Origin of the sequence: Bacteroides sp. CAG:633 (genome assembly GCF_000435115.1) — a bacterium.
Taxonomy (GTDB): Bacteria; Bacteroidota; Bacteroidia; order Bacteroidales; family Bacteroidaceae; genus Bacteroides; species Bacteroides ndongoniae.
The window spans coordinates 1-19152 of record NZ_FR883073.1 but is presented as its reverse complement, the minus strand read 5'-3'; the positions used below and the strand labels follow the sequence as shown (position 1 = coordinate 19152).

Sequence of the window (19152 nt, the reverse complement as noted above, 5' to 3'; positions counted from 1 at the left end):
CCTGCGCTGCCGACGGCGGAGGAACGGTATGGGTGCCTGCCGGCAATTACCTGTGTACGACGGTCATACTGAAAAGCAATGTCAACCTGCATTTGGATGCCGGTGCCACCGTTTATGCCAGTCGGAAAGTGTCCGACTATGAAGGATTCCGACGTAAAGTAGGGGCGGCCGATACCGGCGAAAGTGAAGTCCTGTTGGGGGCTTTCGATGCCGAGAATATTTCGGTGACGGGAACGGGAACCCTGCACTGCCGTGCCGAACGCATCGGTTATCGGCGCAAGCCACAGACTGCTGTTACCGATTCGGTTACCGGTCGGGAGATAGCCAATGCCGCCCGTTACGGAGTCGACTATCAGAGCAAGTTCCGTAAAGTGCCGCCTTGTCCGGGAGCCATCAGCTTTGTTGGCTGCACCGGTGTATCCATTCGCGACATCCGGGTGGTCGAGTCTTCTTTCTGGTCCGTACATCTGCAATGGTGCGAACGGGTGACGGTAGATGGCGTTTACATCACTTCCAACCGTCATAACGGAGTCAATGCTGACGGACTCGACATCGACGGATGCAGTCATGTTATGGTGAGCAATTGCCGTATCGATACCGGCGATGACGCTCTTTGCCTGAAGACAACCCGACAGGGAGGCAAGACCTTGCCTTGCAGTCAGATTACCATAACCAACTGCGTGCTGACCTCTTCGTCGGCTGCGTTGAAGATCGGCACGGAGTCGCATGCCGATTTCGAGAATATTACTGTTTCCAACTGTGTCATTGACAAGGCAAACCGTGGATTGAATATGATTATCCGCGACGGTGGTAGTGCCCGCAACATCCTGTTTTCGAACATCGCCATCTCTACCTGCCGGAAAGAAACCTTCTGGTGGGGAAACGGAGACCCCGTCTGGTTTACCGTGCAGAAGCGGGGAGACGGTTCGTCGGGCACCATCGAGAATGTGACTCTGAGTCACATCATCGCTCACGGACAGAGTGGCATCCGTCTTGAAGGCTTCAGCCGTCGGATCAGAAACATTCGCCTGAACGACGTGCAGCTGTTTATGGAGCCGGAAGACGCGGTGGACAAGCGTTCGCGCAATGGGTTCCTGTTCGACGGAGTCGATAAGCTGTCGCTAATTGACTGCGAAGTGAACTGGAACATGCAGCATCCCGAACCTACTTGGGAGAGTGCTTACCTGTTCCGTCATGTAGACGGACTGCAATTAGTACGGACTTACGGCGACTGTGCACCGGGCAGCCAGTATCCGGCTTTTCGATACGAGCAGGTAGATAATATCCGAACAACCGATTAAACTTTTAACGAGCTTACGATATATGAGAACGAAACATTTGATTCTTGTCCTGTTCAGTCTGTTTCTGCTGAATGCGTGCCAGCAACGGCAGAACGGAGTTTACAACGTGATGGACTATGGAGCGGCGGGAGACGGAAAGACCGACGACGCAACTGCCATACAGCAGGCTGTTGATGCCTGTAGTGCCGCCGGAGGCGGAACCGTATTGCTTCCTTCGGGGCATACCTTTCTGTGTGGTCCGCTGAAGTTGGCTTCGGATGTCAATTTTCATCTGGAGCCCAACTCGCGCCTGTTGGCCAATCCTGACGAAAGTGTTTACACCGAGAGTGCTTTTGGCGAGAACCGTGGTGAAGGCATGATGTGGATCAGCGGAAAAGATCTGAAAAACCTTTCCATTACGGGTACAGGTACCATCGACGGTAACGGGGTAGCCTTTATGGGGAAGGAACTGGAGGATTCGTACGAACTGAAACCGGTGACGGACTTCGATCCGCGTCCGCATGTCCTGACCCTTATCAATGCCGAGAAGATAGTAATCAGGGATGTAACCATCTGCAACAGTGCCTACTGGACCATTCATCTGGTGGGTTGCTACGATGCGCTGATCGAAGGTATTTCCCTACTCAATAACCTGAAAATCCGCAATGGTGACGGCATCGACCTCGACCACTCGTGCAAGGTACGCATCGCCGACTGCTTTATCGAGTCGGGCGATGATTGCATCTGCTTGAAAAACAGACGTGAATTCGAAGAATACGGTTCGTGCGAAGACATTGTGGTGAGCAACTGTGTGATGACTTCCCGTTCGTGTGCCATCAAGATCGGGTCGGAGAATATGGATGTTATCAACAACGTGCTGTTCAACAATTGCATCATCCGGGGCAGCAACCGTGGAGTCGGTATTCAGAACCGTGACGAAGGCACGGTGACCAACGTTGTTTTCTCGAATATGCTTATCGACTGCCAGTTCTTTTCCGATGTGTGGTGGGGCAAGGCCGAGCCTATCTATGTGACTTCTTATCCGCGTGCCGTAGGCAATCACAAGGATGCCGGCTGGCGTTTTCCGAAGGGAGCTACCGAAGGACGTTGCGGAGAGGTGAGCCGTATTTACTTCACGAATATCAAGTGTACCAGCGAGAACGGCGTGTTTGTAGGCGGAGATGTACCGGGCAAGGTGAATCACATTTTCTTCAAGGACGTGGATGTGTTGCTATACAAGCGTACCGGCTATCCCGGAGGAATCTACGACAAGCGTCCCTGTCTGGGCGAAGGTTTTGTACATGATAGCACGTACGGTTTCTACATCGATACGGCTTCAGACATTTATATAGAAGATTCGCGCATCATGTGGGGTGATACCAAGCCCGACAAGGCTGCCGACGGTGTGATGCAGAAGAATGCTCACAATGTGGTGATTGAATGAACCGACCGGTTTCTGCATAAAGAGGGAAGGCGTGAAAAGATACATTGTATCCCGCTTTTTTCGGGTACGGATTACGCGGGAAGACACTGAGAAAGGCTATCCGCGAATTTTCGTGTAATCTCTGACTGAAAATAACAACTACTTTTGAATTTGAATGTCTATTGGTAAAAAACAGAATATGAAACGATTACTGATTACAATATACGCTTTTTGCAGTTTTCTGATGGTTTTTTCGCAAAACCGTCCTACACCCGAACAGTTGGGAAGTATCTATTATGCTTATCCGGCTCCGGCAGAAGCGCCTGTACCAGCTCCCGAAGGATATGAGCCGTTTTACATCAGTCATTACGGCCGTCATGGGTCGCGCTGGATGACGGACGATGTGCGTTATGTGGCGATGGTCAGTCTGTTCGATTCACTGTACCGGTACAATCAGCTGACGGCTTTGGGACAGGATGTCCGTCTGCGTCTGCATCGTGTGTGGGATGATGCCCGCGGACGCAGTGGTAACATCACGCCGTTGGGTGAACGGCAGCATCACGACATTGCCGTTCGCATGTACCGTAATTTTCCGCAAGTGTTTCGCGACAGTGCGGTGGTCGATGCGCGTTCTTCCACTTCGCTCCGTTGTGCAATGAGCATGAGTTATTTTACCGACGGACTGAAAGAACAGAACCCTTCCTTGCGCATCACACGCCGTGCTTATGGCGAGTATATGAACTACATCGCTTATACTTCGCCCGAAGGTGAGGCTTTTAGTTCCGAACAAGCAACTTGGCGCAAGGATTTTCATGCTTTCGAAAGGCGTATGATACGTCCGGCCCGGTTAATGAAGTCGCTGTTTCTGCATGCCGAAAACTTTTCGGAGAAACAGTCGGCCGATGTCATGACGTCGCTTTATTGGATTGCTGCCGACATGCAGAATGTGGATTTGTGCGGGCAAGTGTCGTTTTACGACCTCTTTCAGTACGACGAACTGCGCGACTTCTGGCGGACGGTGAATGCCCGCATGTATGTGTGCAATGCCGCTGCTCCGCTCAACGGAGGAGTGATGCCGCGCTGTGCTTCCAATCTGTTGAACGATATTGTAGTGAAAGCTGACGCAGCCATCAGTGGCGGAAGTACGGATGCTGATTTACGCTTCGGACACGATACCCATCTCATCCGCTTGCTGGCCCTGATGCAGATGGAGGGCTGTGCAAATCAGGAAGCGGATATAGATAAGTTTCATCTGGCCTGGCAGGACTATAAGGTCTCGCCAATGGGAGCCAATTTGCAGCTTGTCTTCTATCGCGCCTCCGGAAAGGATGTACTGGTACGTTTTCTGCTGAACGAGCACGAAGCTAAACTTCCCATTCCGAGTGTAGAAGGTTCGTTCTATCGTTGGGAAGACGTGAAACGCTTCTGGCAGCAAGTGGCACCTGCACAGGGCGGGGACGTCAAATGACGATTTTGTCCAGTATGCCGTTCACCCAGGCGATGGTTACACCGTAGTTGGTCATCGGCACTCCTTGGCGACGGGCACTTTCGATGCGGCTCATGACGTGCTTGCGGTTGAACATGCACGCACCGCAATGAATAACGAGGTCGTAGCCCGTCAGGTCGTCGGGGAAGTCGGCTCCCGATACAATATCGATGCGTATACCTTCTCCCAGACGCTTGCGCAGCATACGGGGCAGTTTCACCCGGCCAATGTCTTCCGAGAGCGGAGCATGAGTGCAGGCTTCAGCTATCAGGATGCGGGCATCCTTTCCCAAACGGGCGATGCTGGCCGCGCCTTGCAGATAGTAGTCGATGTCTCCCTTTTGCCGGGCAAACAAGACGGAGAACGACGTCAGCAGACTTTCGGCAGGCTTTTGCTCATATACGGTGCGGAACACCTGCGAGTCGGTGATGATCAGTTGCGGCGCGCGCGACAGGGCTTGCAGCGTGTCGGCCAGCTTGTCGGTGGTGCAGCTCATCACCATGCATTTCCGGTCGAGCAGTTCACGCAGCGTCTGTACCTGGGGTAGAATCAGTCTGCCTTTGGGTGCCTGGATGTCTTGCGGCATCACTAACAGTACCAAGTCACCTTCTGATACCAGATGCGACACGATGGCGGGTTGTACCGTTTCCGATGCCATACGTATCAGGGCTTCGCGTATTTCTTCTACTCCTTCGCCTGTCCGGGCACTGGCCACGAGCGGACGTACACCGGCTTTCTCACTTATTGCATCGGCCACGGTTTCGGCGTGGGGGAGCAGATCGGTCTTGTTCAGCACCAGCAGGGTGGGGATTTGCTTCTCCTTCAGCAGTTGTAGCCAGTGTAGTTCGTCTTTCACCTCTTCATCTCTGCACACCAACAGGGCTACGTCGGCTTTTTGCATGACTTTCTGTGTCTTTTCTACACGCAGTGCACCCAACTCACCTTCGTCGTCGAAGCCTGCCGTGTCGATGAATACGCACGGCCCCAGTCCGTGTACTTCCATGGCCTGATAGACAGGATCGGTGGTTGTGCCGGCAACGTCGGACACCAGTGCTGCCTGCTGATGGGTCAGCGCATTCAGCAGCGAAGATTTTCCACTGTTTCGTTTGCCCAGCAGAACAATGTGCAGGCGGTTGGAGCGGGGAGTAGCTGTTAAACTCATAAAACGGTAGTTTAAAGGAGGAATATGGATTATAGAAAGTTAGCAGGTGAAAAGAAATAATTATATCTTTGTAAACAGGCATAAAAAAAACCGGATTCATCACCAGTAACTGAGAGCTGGGAGAGGAACGCCCGGGACTGCGATACAAAAGTATAAAAGATATGGAACATAACAAAGCATTCTTTGAAAAAGTTTTCTCGACTAAACTGCCTTTCATAATGAATCTATTTGCTGGAATTTGAATCGTGTGGAAGAGATTCATCGGGAGATGGTTGTCGTTATGGGATGGATGAACAAGGATGTCCCCGGTTGGTTACAACTTATTGACCGATTCGATACGGTGTGCGCCAGTATTCGGAAAAACATGGGCTGGCAATGATTGTTCGTGAGTAACACTTGTACGGTTCGCGAGCAAAGCGAAAAAATCCATCATAACGGGTTTGTATGTGATGAATAAGTTCTATATTTGCATATACCGCAAATCAATTTGTAAGTCTATGAATTTTGAACAATTATGTTTTACAACGTTTTGTGTCGGGAGTTTAGCTGATGCACTGAAAATGAGTGCCGGACAAGTCTATAGCATGCTGCGTTCATCGGGTATCCTTACCGGATATCTGCTTCCGGGATACGATGTGTTGCATACGTTCAGCAAAGAGTATATTGTGGAAGACTTGCTTTCATACATGAAAGAGAAAGGAGTATTGAAATGAAACTGTATCATGCTTCGGACATCGTCATAGAGAATCCAGATGTGTATCACTCGCGTGAGCGGATCAACATGTACTTTCGCATCACTTACATTTTGTAAAAGCTGAAGAAATAATGCCGGAAGGAGGTGGATATGTTGGCTGATAAGATAGTCTTGCAGATGAAATATGCACGCATTGTCCGTCTGTTTGCCGATAGGTTACAGATTCCATACGAAGAAGCACTCGCTTTTTTCTATAATTCAGATACTTATAAACTTATCAGCAATGGGGTAGCAGATATGCACTGCCTCAGTGATGAATATCTTGCCGATGAATTGTTGATGGAATGGGAAAGTTCCTGTTCTTGAGCAACACTTGTACGGCTCCTGAGCAACACTTGTACGGTTCGCGAGCCGTGCTTGCAATACTCACGGGAGTTACTTGCATTATGCGGTGATGGAATTGGTTGTAAGATGCGGCGGCATTGCTTTTCAAACCTGCTGGCATTGCTTGTTACACTGGCTAACTATTGATATTGTTTGTCTAAAGTAGGTAGTTACATCCACCAAGTAGGACTTTGGAAATGAAAAATGAATAATTAAGAATGGATAAAGGGTGAAGGATGGATACGCGGAATACGCGGATGGGGCAGATTCACACGGATAAAAAGAAGAAAGTGGAAAATAGCCTTCACGCTGTCACCGGAGGATTTTCGTACTGAAACACAGTAGGATATGGTGAAAGATAACGTTTCACGCCCGTTCAATGAGAATTGAATGAATAATAAAAATCCGCGTTCATCCGCTCATTCCGTGTAGTCCGCGTATCCATTCTTTGCATTACAACATCTTTATTATCATTCGCTTACGGTGAAACTTTACCCGCAGAATCTTATAAATATCTATTTTTAGGTACGAACTATGCAGAAAGAGAAGTGCATTTAGAGTAGTGTTACTGCACTAACTGATGCTGTATGGTTGTTTAGTCTTTCCGTTTTTCAGCTGTTAGTTTTTTGTTTCTCTTTTACTTTTATGGCAATTAAAAAACAGGCAGAGAAGTCGTGGGCAGATACAGTGAGGTGTGTGTGGCTTTTATCAAAAACATTTTTCTCTACTAATTTGAGGTAGGAGTAAAATAGTAAACAAATGCACTGTTTTGATATTCAGTATATTGTGGTGAAATATAACTGATGGAAAAGAATGATAGGTTTACTATTTTCCTCCTATTTTGCGTTATTTTCCCCCTGCTTGTATGTACGTTATCATATCTTTGCGACAACTGAAATCTAAGAATGAACTATGGAAACAGCAATGAATGTATTTCCTCCATTGATCTGTTGCCTATTGTTAAATGGCAATGTCGTCGGGAGCCTGTTTCTTTACACTTAGCAGTATTGTTGAAAGAGTGAAGAAATAGGCTTGTTGTTTTTATAATCATCTGATTGTTAAACGGTTGTACATATTTTGAAATAATTATGAAATGTAGATGTAACATGTGATTTCTACTTTTGCAGCCGAAAAAGAGAGTGTGAACAATAATAAATGAGAATAAAAACTGTTTTTTTAACTAAAACTTTATTTTATGCTGAATGTACAATTAAAAGGAAAGAGAACATGGGTACAGAGTTTGTTTCTCATCATGTTCTTGCTAAGCAGTACCTTAGCATTTGCACAGAACAAGGTGACGGGTACCGTAACCGACAAAACAGGTGCGCCGTTACCGGGTGTTAATGTTCTTGAAAAAGGCACTACTAATGGTAGTATCACTGATGTTAACGGAAAGTACAGTATCAATGTAGGAAAGGGCAAAACACTGATATTTTCCTATATTGGTTTTACAACGAGAGAGGTAGTCGTAAATCAAAATGTTATTGACATTGCCCTGCAGGAAGATCTCCAAGCATTGGATGAAGTAGTGGTTATCGGTTACGGTAGCATGCAACGTAAGGATGTTACTAGCTCTATTACCACTGTAAAGGCAGACAAATTGAATGTTGGTACTTATACAGATCCTGCACAGTTATTACAAGGTAAAGTACCGGGTCTGACTATTACACAGAGTAGTGACCCGAATGCTGGAACTTCTTCTATCACTTTGCGTGGTGCTTCTTCATTGCGCGGTGGTGAAGCTATGGAACCCTATTATGTAGTAGATGGTGTACCGGGTGTATCATTGGCATTGATTGCTCCTGAAGATATTGAAAGCATCGACGTATTGCGTGACGCAACTGCTACTGCAATCTATGGTTCAAAGGCAGCCAATGGTGTGATCATCGTTACTACTAAGAAAGGTAAGGCTGGTAAGGCGAGTGTTACTTACAGTGCTTACATTGCAGCAGACAAGGTGATGAAGAACCTTGACATGATGACTGCAGACGATTTACGTGCGTATGCCAAAGCCAATGATTTCACTATTGATAATGATTTTGGCGGTAATACCGATTGGCAGAAGGAGGTACAACGCACGGCGTTCACTCACAACCACAACGTATCTATCAGTGGTGGTAGCGAAACAACTTCTTATACAGCCAGCATTAATTACATGGAAAAACAAGGTGTTATTAAGGGTACAGACATGGATCGCCTCATTGGTCGTGCTTTTGTACAGACAAAAGCTCTGAATGACCGTTTGACATTGTCTATGAACTTGAATGCCAGCATCACCAATAATAACTCTGTTGAGACTGGCGGTGACAATACCAGTGTTTACGATGCTATGAACTACTATTCTCCGTTGGTTCCTGTGCGCAATGAAGATGGAAGCTGGTTCAGATACGAAGGTGTTTCTCAGAATTACAATCCAATGTCTTTGATTAATGAAGATACTTACCACCATCAGACTAAGAAATTGCAAGGAACTGCCAAGGCAGCTTTGGACATTATGGAGGGTCTGCAATGGAATGCAACACTGTCTTACCAGAACGAACAGTTCTTGTGGGATGAGTATCACACTTCTCAGACTCAGTTGACTAATATTAAAGATAATGGTCAGGCTCACCGTCGTACTACTATGGATGACAAGAAAGTGTTTGAAACTTATTTGAATTATGATAAGACGTTTAATGATATCCACAAACTGAATGTCATGCTCGGTTATTCTTGGGAAGAAACAACCAAGGCTGATGGTTATGGATTGACTGTTTACGATTTCTATAACGATGTAGTGGGTTACAAAAACTTAGGTTTGGCCAATAGAATGGATGGTATCAATGGCATATGGTCTTCTGCAGAAAGTACATTGCGTATGATTTCATTCTATGCACGTGCCAACTATAGCTTCAATAGTAAGTACTTGTTCCAGGCTACTGTACGTCGCGACGGTTCTTCAGCTTTCGGTGCTAATAATCGTTGGGCAACTTTCCCCTCATTCTCTGCTGCATGGCGTATTTCTGAAGAAGAGTTTGCCAAAGGTTGGGGCTTTGATGACTTAAAACTTCGTGCTGGATACGGTGTCAGTGGTAACTCACTGGGATTTGACCCTTATCTGCCGCAAATGGTTTATGGTGGTACTGGTTGGTTTACATATGTAGATGCTAATGGCGTTGCTACAGATTATCGTACCATCGGTGCATTGCGTAACTCTAACCCAGATCTGAAGTGGGAATCAACTTCCATGTTCAACGTAGGTGTTGACTTCTCTATTTTAGGTGGACGTTTGGGTGCAACCGTTGAATATTACGTAAAGAAGACTTCTGATCTGATTCTTGATTATGCCGTTTCTACTAGCAAATATCAATACGGCACAATGTGGGCTAATGTAGGTGATATTACTAACAAGGGTATTGAAGTTAGTATTAACGCCATTCCCGTTCAGACGAAGGATTTTCAATGGAGTACAACATTGAATCTTTCACATAACAAGAACACTGTTGACAAGTTGTCTAACGATACTTATTCAGTTGATTATATCAACAGAGCTAATCCAAACATCGGCGGTTTCTCACAGACCAACTCTATCCAGCGCATTATGGAAGGCGAACCTATTGGTACTTTCTATATGTATCATTGGGCCGGTTACAACGAAGATGGTGTTTCTATCTTTGATGAATATGACGAAGAAGGTAATCTTATCGGTACTACTACTAATCCGGGTGAAAAAGACCGTGTGAAAGTGGGCTCTGCACAACCAAAGTTGAACTTAGGCTGGAACAACACATTAAACTACAAGAATTGGACACTGACTGCTTTCTTCCAAGGAACTTTCGGTAACAAGATTTTCAACGCTACCCGTGCTCAGTACAATAACGTAACCAACATTAAAGTTGGTAAGAACGGTTTGAAGGAAATCTTAACCGATCAGAATGCTAATGATACAGGCGCTCAGGCACCATCTGACCGTTACCTCGAAGATGGTAGCTATCTACGTCTTTCTACATTGAGTTTGGGTTACAACTTTGGAAAGATTGGTAACTGGATCAATAACTTGAAGTTGACTGCTACCTGCAACAACGTATTCACAATTACCGGTTACTCAGGTACTGATCCCGAAGTAAGTTTGGGCGGTGTAGAACCGGGTATTGACTGGCGTAACTCTTTCTATCCACGTACTCGTACCTTTATGTTAGGATTGAATGTAAACTTCTAATTAACAGACCAAATTATGAAAAATATATTTAAACTGTTTATATCTGCCGGATTCTTGGCAGCAGCAACTACCGGCTGTACAGATCTTGATGTGGAAATCACATCCCAATTGACCGAATTTCCGGATTCTGAAATTGCAGCAGAAGCCAAACTGTCTGATGTCTATTACAAGTTCCGCGGACCTTTGGGACGCCGCTATAACGAACTTTGCTCGTTCTCCAGTGATGAATTTACAGGCATCTCTTTCGATGGTGACTATTACAACAGTGGTGAGAACTCACATCCTACACTGCACATGTATAATGCAGATGACCCCTGTGTTGACTGGTATGGAGATATCACATCTGGTATTACCAGCTGTAACAAGGCTATCCTCGATTTAGGAGGTGCAGACGAGCCTGCTGCAGCACCAGCTCTCGCTATGCGCGCCTTCTATCACTTCATCCTGATGGAAGTATGGGGAGCGTCTCCTATTTTGGATCATCTGCTTGATGAAAACGAGGCCATCGACCGTTCTCCACGTCCCGATGTAGCTGCCTTTATTGAAGCTGATTTGCTGAAGGCTATTCCCAATCTGACACAGGAAGTTAACGCCGGAACTTATGGTAAACCGACATACTGGATGGCCAAGGCGTTGCTTGCTAAGCTTTACTTGAACTGGGCAGTTTATTCTTGTGAGGATGTAACAACTTATACTCCTTCTATTAATAACCCGAAATTAGATGATTGTATTGCCATCTGCGATGAGTTCCTCAACAACAGTCCGTTCGACCTTAGTGATAGCTATCGCGAGAAGTTCTGGCCTGAAAATGGTTATAAGGTAAAAGATTTCATCTACGCAATGCCTTACGATCGTATTACAGCTCAAGGTATGTGCTACGCACGTTATCGTACTTGGAGACAGATGAACTCACTGGATATATCTATTTATGGCTTTAAATTGAGTGCTTCTGTGGGTGGTAATATGGCTGTTAACCCTAATGTCGTAGATTTGCTTTCATTGCCTGGTGACGATCGTAACGCATCTATTGTAGGTGGTCCTATTTACTATTTCGACAACGAACGTAACTTGACGAATGACCCTGTCATTTATAATGGCGAACAACTTGTATTTACGAAAGAAATTAAGTTGAAAGAAGGAAGTGTTCCTGAAGAATTGAATACTGGTAAGGATGTAAATGGATGGTCACAGGGTTACAAGTCAGTGAAGTGGTTCCCTACTTACGATGATTATTTGAACGGACGTAACCAAAGTAATGATGTACCTATCTTCCGTTTTGCCGATATCATTTTGACCAAGGCTGAAGCTTTGTTGCGTGGTGGAAAAGCTACCACAGGGGATACTCCGGCTTCTTTGCTTAACCAGATTCGTACTTATGTACATGCTCCTCTGTTTGACGGAGAACCTACTCTGCAGGATATTCTGGATGAACGTGGTCGCGAGTTCTTCGATGAAAACTGGCGTCGAAACGACCTCATCCGTTACGGAAAATTTGAAGACGACTGGGCGTTGAAGCATGTAGTAAACCCCAAGGCCAAGACTGAATTGTTCCGTCGTATTTGTCCGATTCCGACAGGAGTAATGAATACCAATACCAACTGGACACAAAACCCTGGATACTAATCACTCATAATACATTTTAAGGTAAAATAGCCGATTGTTTTATTTAGTGTTTTAAAAGGGAAAGCCTTGTGTTGCATCTATAGTCGTGTACTTTGGGTGACAATGCAAGGCTTTTGTGTTTATACTTTTGAATGATTCTGAAAACGGAATGTTTTTCTGGCAGGATGGTGTCCGAAAAAATGTATAGTTAGGAAAAAAATATTCTCTAACTGGGAAATAATTTTTTCCTAACTGGGAAAAAATATCGGCATAATACCGCCTTGGAAATACATCCGTTGGAAATGATGTAAAATGTAAATAATAAGAATAGATAACTATGGATATGCAACGTTTATTGGGCAGTGTGCTGTTGGCCTTTCTGTTGACAAGCGGTACAGCTGCCGTGGCTCGTGATAGGCAGGCAGAGCCGGAAAAACCTTTGACAGACTACGTCGATCCGCGTATCGGTTCCGAAGGACTGGGGCGTGTCTTTATCGGTCCGTCGTGTCCCTTCGGCATGGTGAAACCCTCGCCCGACTGTACACCTTCTCCCAACAGTGGCTGGTTGCCGATGCCCGAACGGGTAGACGGTTTTGCCCAGGTGCACGTCAGCGGCACAGGGGGCGGACCGAAGTATGGCAATGTGCTGGTGACTCCTTTCTGTGGAGCATTGGACCGCACGCAACATCTTGATTACCGCGAGTACGAAAATATACGTTTGGGCTACTATGACACCCGTTTCAAGCAGAGCGGCATCCGTACGGAGATAACTACCGCCGAGCGAGCCTCGTTCTACCGCTTTACTTATCCCGAGGTGGCGGACAAGGCACTGGCCATCGACGCCGGTTTCTTCTTGGGCGAAAGTCCGGTGCCCGACGCACGCGAGGCCCAGCAGTTTGTGGGCTCGGAGATACAGATACTGTCCGACCGGGAAGTGTGCGGATATACCCGCATTCGTGGCGGATGGAACAACGGGCGTGCCTATACGGTTTACTTTTATGCCGAAACCGACCGCCCCTTCAGCGAATGGGCTACGTGGAAAGGCGACAGCATTACTACTGACCGCACGCAGTACGATTCGCATCAGAAGACAGGGGCTTTGCTTCGTTTCGAAGGCGATGCCACTACACTACAGCTGAAGGTGGGCATCTCTTTCCTGAGCTGTCTGCGCGCCGAGGCCAACGCACACAGCGAGATTCCTCACTGGTCGTTCGACGAGGTGCATCGTCAGCTCCTGGACAAATGGGAAACTTTGTTTTCGAAAATCGAGATTGACGAGAAGGCTCCGGAAGCACACAAACGGATGTTCTATACCGGATTGTATCATACGATGCTGATGCCGGTGGACCGTACGGGCGAGAATCCGCTCTGGAGCGATCCCGAACCTTATTACGATGACTTTTATGCCATTTGGGATACGTACCGCACGTCGTCGCCCCTGATTACGCTGATCGATCCGAAGCGTGAAGCCGACATCGTCCGTTCGCTGGTGAACATCTACAAGCGCGACGGCTACATGCCCGATGCCCGGAGCGGTAACTGCAACGGACGTACACAAGGTGGGTCGAATGCCGAAATCGTCGTTGCCGATGCGTTTGTGAAAGGGCTGGAGGGCATCGACTACGAACTGGCTCTGCAAGCCATGCTGAAAGACGCTACCGTGGACCCGGGTGCCAACCACGAGGCCGAAGGACGTGGCGGCTTGCGCGAGTATCTGGAGCTGGGTTATGTTCCCTGGGGCACCGACCGTGCCGGAAACCGTACGGTGGAATACAGCTATTGCGACTATGCCATTGCCCTCGTGGCCAAGGGACTGGGAAAGGAGGAACTGTACCAGCACTATCTGAAGCAGAGCGGCAACTGGAAGAACCTGTGGCGCGACGATTACGAACACAGCGGGGCACGGGGCTTCATCATGCCGCGCGATGCCGATGGCCAATGGCTGGACAGCCTGCCCTACGGACACAGCCGCGTGATGCAACCCAAGTATGTCTACACGCCTATGACGTTTGAAGGACCGTGGTACACGCCCTGGTGGAGCATGTTCTTCTACGAGGCTTCTTCGTGGGAATATTCGCTGAGCATTCCGCACGACGTATCGGGGTTGATTGAGAAGTGTGGTGGTCCGCAGGCTTTCGAGCAACGGCTGGATACTTTCTTTATCCGCAATTATTATAATGTGAACAACGAACCGTCGTTCCTTACTCCCTGTCTGTATCACTGGCTGGGCAAGCCTTGGCGCAGTAGCGACCGCATCCATACGATTCTGGCAGAAAGCTATAACGACGGTCCTGTAGGTCTGCCGGGCAACGACGATTCGGGGGCCATGTCTTCGTGGTTGGCTTTCCATATGATGGGGCTTTATCCCAATGCCGGTCAGGACTATTACCTGATAAACACACCGCTGCTTCGCACCACTACGCTGCATCTGGCAAACGGACGCGACTTCCGGATTGTGGCCGACGGCCTTTCGGAAAAGAACCGTTATGTACAGAGTGCTACCCTGAACGGAGAAGATTATCCCTGGTCGGCATTGCGCCACAAGGATCTGATGGCTGGCGGTACGCTGGTGCTGAAGATGGGAAAGAAGCCTTCGGAGTGGGGCAGGGAGATGTTTAAACCGAATCATTAATTCAAGTTCAGGCATATCCTTTTATGCAGAACTTAGATACACAAGAAACATGAAAACCAGATATTTGATTACTTTGCTCCTGTTGCTGGCTATGGGCACAGGAGCAGCGGCACAGAATGCCGTACCGGATACGCTGCTGTTCGTCTTCAAACTGCATGGGCAGACACGCAAATACCAGATGTGTTTTACCCAACGGAATGATTCCGTTGTGCTGGATTGGCGCATCTTGCGCAACCTTCGCTGGCAGAAGGGAACGTATACGATGACTCCGGCTTCGCTGGCAGGAGGTAATGTCCTCAGTTCGCTGATGCCCGAAGACGGCCGAAGAGTGGTGTTGCCGGGTAATGAAACGGCCTATCTGATTTCGGACAAGGCCTACCGTGAGCTGAAGGAAACGCGCCGTTTGGCTTATAACTGCACCGAATACGAACTGCTGGATGCGGACGAGCAGGCATGTGGCTATGCCCTGCTACATGTACGCGACCAAAAGGAAGGTGCGGAAGTGTGGATTCTGGACAATCCGGATTGGCCCCTAGTGTGGCGGATGCGAAACAATCCGTTGGAGATAAACTGGGAAGTACAGCTGTTGAAGTAGAGATTTCCTGAGTGGAAAAAAGAAAAGAGGATGCATCAGAATGCATCCTCTTTTTCTTTATACTAACAAGTGTGTAGTACAGAATTATTTCTTGTGGTTACCGTAACGGCTCATGAACTTATCTACACGACCGGCAGTGTCAACCAACTTGGACTTACCAGTATAGAACGGGTGAGAAGAACTGGAGATTTCCAGCTTTACCAACGGATAAGTTTCGCCTTCGAATTCGATAGTCTCTTTCGTGTTTATAGTAGAACGAGACAGGAACATGTCGCCATTTGACATATCTTTGAATACTACCGGACGGTAATTTTCAGGATGAATACCTTTTTTCATTTCGCTATTTGCTTTTTTAATTATTATTCGGTTACTATCTTGGTAATAAATAGTGTAATGGTCTATCTTTACTTTTCAGGCTGCAAAGATAGTGCTATTTATTGAAACAGAAAAAAAGTTCGGCTAAAAAATAGGTTTATCTCGTTTTATTTCTTTTTTTTGCATCTGAAACAGGAGTTGAAAGCGTATGGCCGGACCTCGTATCCATGGCTGAAGGAAGCAATTCTTTCGTTTGATACTCTCGTCTTGGGCTGGTAGCACTGCTCCTGAATTTCACTAACTTAAGTTGTTTTATTAATATGAAAAGACTGTTCTTTCTATGGATGTTCGCTTTCTGTCTGGTTGTGGCGGGAGCGCAGAACACGAAGCGCGATTTGTACAGCGTAGCGTTTTATAATCTTGAGAATCTGTTTGATACCATTCATGATGAAGGTAAGAACGATTACGATTTCTTGCCCGACGGCAGTTATAAGTGGAATTCGAAGAAGTACGAGGCTAAACTGGAGAACATGGCCAAGGTGCTGTCGTCGCTGTCGCGCGACGTGGTCGAAGAGGGACCGGCCTTTATCGGAGTGGCCGAAGTAGAAAACAGCCGGGTGTTGACCGACCTGCTGAAACAGCCTTCCATGTCGCATTATAAGTTTATCCATTACGAAGGTCCCGACAAACGGGGCATCGACTGTGCGTTGCTTTACGATCCGCAACAGTTCGAGGTGAATACGTCGAAGCTGGTACTGTCCGAACCTTATCAGGGCGACACGGTGCATCTGACACGCGGCTTCCTGATTGTGGAGGGCAGACTGGCCGGTGAGCGGGTGTGTGTCATCGTCAATCACTGGCCTTCGCGTGGAGCAAAGTCGCCGGTGCGGGTACACGCAGCACGCCAGGTGCGGGCGTTGGCCGACTCCTTGCAGCATGAATACCGGAAGCTGAAGCTGATTGTGATGGGCGACATGAACGACGACCCGATGGATGAAAGCATGCAGACGCTGGGCGCACGTAAATATAAGAAAGAGGTGAAGAAGGGCGAGTTCTATAATCCTTGGTGGGAGACGCTGGAGGACAAGGGAGTGGGAACACTGCTCTACCGTGGTAAGTGGAACCTGTTCGACCAGATTGTCCTGTCGAAACCGCTTCTGAAGAAGCGTCGCGGACTGCGTTTCGACCACAGCGAAGTGTTCCTGCGCGATTACCTGATACAGCAGGACGGCAAGTACAAAGGTTCGCCTTTGCGTACGCACGGCGGGCGCACGTGGCTGAACGGCTACAGCGACCATCTGCCTACCATTATTTATTTAAGAAAATGACAGAAAGTACTGTTGCGGCAACCGGCTGTTGACGGGGGCAAACTTTGCAACATGGACTTTACAATCTTTTGTTAAAACTCTTCAAACACTTGAAAAATGTTTGTTTTTCTTTTGTTTGAGGAGTTTTTTTATCGGGGCAGGTGTCCGCAATTTGAATGAGAATGTTTACTTTTGCACAGAATTTTAATTCACTAACAATAAACTTTTAAACAAAATGGTTAATTACAAAGATTTAGGCCTTGTAAACACAAGAGATATGTTTGCTCGTGCCATCAAAGGTGGATATGCTATCCCGGCTTTCAACTTCAACAATATGGAGCAATTGCAGGCTATCATCAAGGCTGCTGTTGAAACTAAGTCTCCGGTTATCCTGCAGGTTTCAAAAGGTGCACGCAACTATGCTAACCAGACATTGCTGCGCTACATGGCCGAAGGTGCTGTTGAATACGCTAAGGAACTGGGTTGCGCTCATCCTGAAATCGTGCTCCACCTGGACCACGGTGACAGCTTCGAACTCTGCAAGTCTTGCATCGACATGGGCTTCTCTTCTGTAATGATCGACGGTTCTCACCTGCCTTACGAGGAAAACGTAGCTTTGACTAAGAAGGTTGTTGACTACGCTCATCAGTTCGACGTAACTGTAGAAGGCGAGCTGGGTGTGTTGGCCGGTGTAGAAGATGAAGTTTCTGCTGAACACCACACTTATACTGACCCTGAAGAAGTAATCGACTTTGCTACTCGCACTGGCTGCGACAGCTTGGCTATCTCTATCGGTACTTCTCACGGTGCTTACAAGTTCAAACCCGAACAATGCCACGTTGATCCGGCTACAGGCCGTCTGGTTCCTCCTCCTTTGGCATTCGAAGTACTCGACGCTGTTATGGAGAAATTGCCGGGCTTCCCCATCGTTCTGCACGGATCTTCTTCAGTTCCTCAGGAAGAAGTGGATACTATCAACAAATATGGTGGCAAGCTGGAAGCTGCTATCGGTATCCCCGAAGACGAATTGCGTAAGGCTGCCAAGTCTGCAGTTTGCAAGATCAACATCGACTCAGACTCTCGTCTGGCTATGACTGCTGCTGTTCGCAAGGTATTCGCTGAGAAACCGGCTGAATTCGATCCTCGTAAGTATCTGGGTCCGGCTCGTGACAACATGGAGAAGATGTACAAGCACAAAATCATCAATGTGCTGGGTTCAGACGGCAAGTTGGCTGAATAATCTTTCTCAACCAGTTTTTAAAATAGAAAAGGAAGCTGCTTCCCCTTGTGGGAGCAGCTTTTTTTGTGTCTGGACTTGAGGCACCCGGCCGGTCGGACGACAGGCGGTTATTCGTGTGAAGCCGGTTGGGGAAATCGGTGATAGAGGTCTTTGATCAGCTGACAGGCTTCTTGCAGACCGATGCTCCCGGTGTTGATCATCAGGTGATAATGGTGCGGGTCGGCCCATTTGTTGCCTGTGTAATATTCGTAGTGGTGGATGCGGTTGCGGTTGATGCGGCGTATTTCGGCTTCGGCTTTGTCACGGGGGATGTTGTACTGGCCGATGCAGCGGTCAAGGGCGCTTGGCTGGTCGCAATAGCAGAATACCTTCAGTACGTTCGGTTCGTCTTTCAGAACAAAGTCGGCACAGCGGCCTACAATGATACAGGGGCCTTTCGCGGCCAGTTCCTGTATGATTTTGCTTTCGGCTACGAACAGTACGTCTTCGGGCGAAAGGCTGGACTCCAACGGTTGCTCGCTGTTTTTGGAGAGGATGCACTTCAGCCAGAAGGAGGGAATGGACTGTTCGTTCTTGGCGATGTACTGCTCGTCCATGTTGCTGCGCTGGGCGGCGAGGTGGATGAACTCTTTGTCGTACAGGCGGATGTCTAACTCTTTGGCCAGCATTTCGCCCAACAGGTGTCCGCCACTGCCGAATTCGCGGGCAATGGTGATGATGGTGTGCCGGCCGGCAGGCCTGTCGGCGTGCTGTTCGGGTGCAGGGTTGCTGATCCACTTGTCCAGAAAGCGGTAGTAGGGGCTGACGAAGTGGACGATCGGGCCGACGGCCAGG

General features: G+C 47.7%; 13 protein-coding genes and 1 pseudogene. 11 read left to right on the top strand and 3 right to left on the bottom strand.

The genetic code is table 11. From position 1 onward, the window contains the following. The 3 genes and pseudogenes from QVP67_RS08305 to QVP67_RS08295 form a co-directional block, all read left to right on the top strand. A pseudogene (locus QVP67_RS08305) lies at positions 1-1301 on the top strand (glycoside hydrolase family 28 protein); the annotation flags it as partial. A gap of 22 nt (positions 1302-1323) precedes the next feature. Then, positions 1324-2724 (top strand): glycoside hydrolase family 28 protein, encoded by a 1401-nt coding sequence (locus QVP67_RS08300; RefSeq protein ID WP_022163106.1) that lies wholly within the window; start codon positions 1324-1326, stop codon positions 2722-2724. Positions 2725-2902: 178 nt separating this feature from the next. After that, positions 2903-4171 carry a histidine-type phosphatase gene (locus tag QVP67_RS08295; protein WP_022163105.1) on the top strand — a complete coding sequence of 423 codons (1269 nt, stop codon included), beginning with the start codon at positions 2903-2905 and terminating at the stop codon, positions 4169-4171. On the opposite strand, the gene hydF is transcribed toward QVP67_RS08295, so the two are convergent. Then, positions 4164-5351 (bottom strand): [FeFe] hydrogenase H-cluster maturation GTPase HydF, encoded by a 1188-nt coding sequence (gene hydF / locus QVP67_RS08290; protein ID WP_022163104.1) that lies wholly within the window; start codon positions 5349-5351, stop codon positions 4164-4166. The genes QVP67_RS08295 and hydF overlap by 8 nt on opposite strands. Positions 5352-5848: 497 nt before the next feature. Here hydF and QVP67_RS08285 point away from each other — a divergent pair, with 497 nt between their 5' ends. The 6 genes from QVP67_RS08285 (at position 5849) to QVP67_RS08260 (ending at position 15456) form a co-directional block, all read left to right on the top strand. Next, positions 5849-6064 (top strand): DUF3791 domain-containing protein, encoded by a 216-nt coding sequence (locus tag QVP67_RS08285; RefSeq protein ID WP_288180033.1) that lies wholly within the window; start codon positions 5849-5851, stop codon positions 6062-6064. Positions 6065-6222: 158 nt separating this feature from the next. After that, the gene (locus QVP67_RS08280; RefSeq protein WP_288180032.1) at positions 6223-6411 is read left to right on the top strand and encodes a DUF3791 domain-containing protein; all 189 of its coding nucleotides are present in this window, start codon (positions 6223-6225) and stop codon (positions 6409-6411) included. 1213 nt (positions 6412-7624) lie between these two features. Continuing rightward, positions 7625-10627 (top strand): SusC/RagA family TonB-linked outer membrane protein, encoded by a 3003-nt coding sequence (locus QVP67_RS08275; RefSeq protein WP_022163100.1) that lies wholly within the window; start codon positions 7625-7627, stop codon positions 10625-10627. A 15-nt stretch (positions 10628-10642) separates the two neighbouring features. Next, complete coding sequence (locus QVP67_RS08270; protein WP_022163099.1) at positions 10643-12250, top strand: RagB/SusD family nutrient uptake outer membrane protein; 1608 nt, start codon at positions 10643-10645, stop codon at positions 12248-12250. A gap of 316 nt (positions 12251-12566) precedes the next feature. Then, entirely contained in the window at positions 12567-14861 is a 2295-nt protein-coding gene (locus tag QVP67_RS08265; protein WP_022163098.1) for a GH92 family glycosyl hydrolase, read from the top strand. A gap of 49 nt (positions 14862-14910) precedes the next feature. After that, the gene (locus QVP67_RS08260) at positions 14911-15456 is read left to right on the top strand and encodes a hypothetical protein (RefSeq protein WP_022163097.1); all 546 of its coding nucleotides are present in this window, start codon (positions 14911-14913) and stop codon (positions 15454-15456) included. A gap of 84 nt (positions 15457-15540) precedes the next feature. On the opposite strand, the gene QVP67_RS08255 is transcribed toward QVP67_RS08260, so the two are convergent. Beyond that, complete coding sequence (locus tag QVP67_RS08255) at positions 15541-15792, bottom strand: type B 50S ribosomal protein L31 (protein ID WP_022163096.1); 252 nt, start codon at positions 15790-15792, stop codon at positions 15541-15543. Between the two features lie 299 nt (positions 15793-16091). Here QVP67_RS08255 and QVP67_RS08250 point away from each other — a divergent pair, with 299 nt between their 5' ends. Together QVP67_RS08250 and QVP67_RS08245 are read left to right on the top strand one after the other, a co-directional pair. Further along, positions 16092-17099 carry an endonuclease/exonuclease/phosphatase family protein gene (locus tag QVP67_RS08250; RefSeq protein WP_022163095.1) on the top strand — a complete coding sequence of 336 codons (1008 nt, stop codon included), beginning with the start codon at positions 16092-16094 and terminating at the stop codon, positions 17097-17099. 214 nt (positions 17100-17313) lie between these two features. Further along, positions 17314-18318 (top strand): class II fructose-bisphosphate aldolase, encoded by a 1005-nt coding sequence (locus tag QVP67_RS08245; RefSeq protein ID WP_022163094.1) that lies wholly within the window; start codon positions 17314-17316, stop codon positions 18316-18318. Between the two features lie 107 nt (positions 18319-18425). Here the strand turns inward: QVP67_RS08245 and QVP67_RS08240 are convergent. After that, positions 18426-19152 (bottom strand): AAA family ATPase (locus QVP67_RS08240; protein WP_288180030.1); only part of this gene is annotated, 727 nt, incomplete at its 5' end.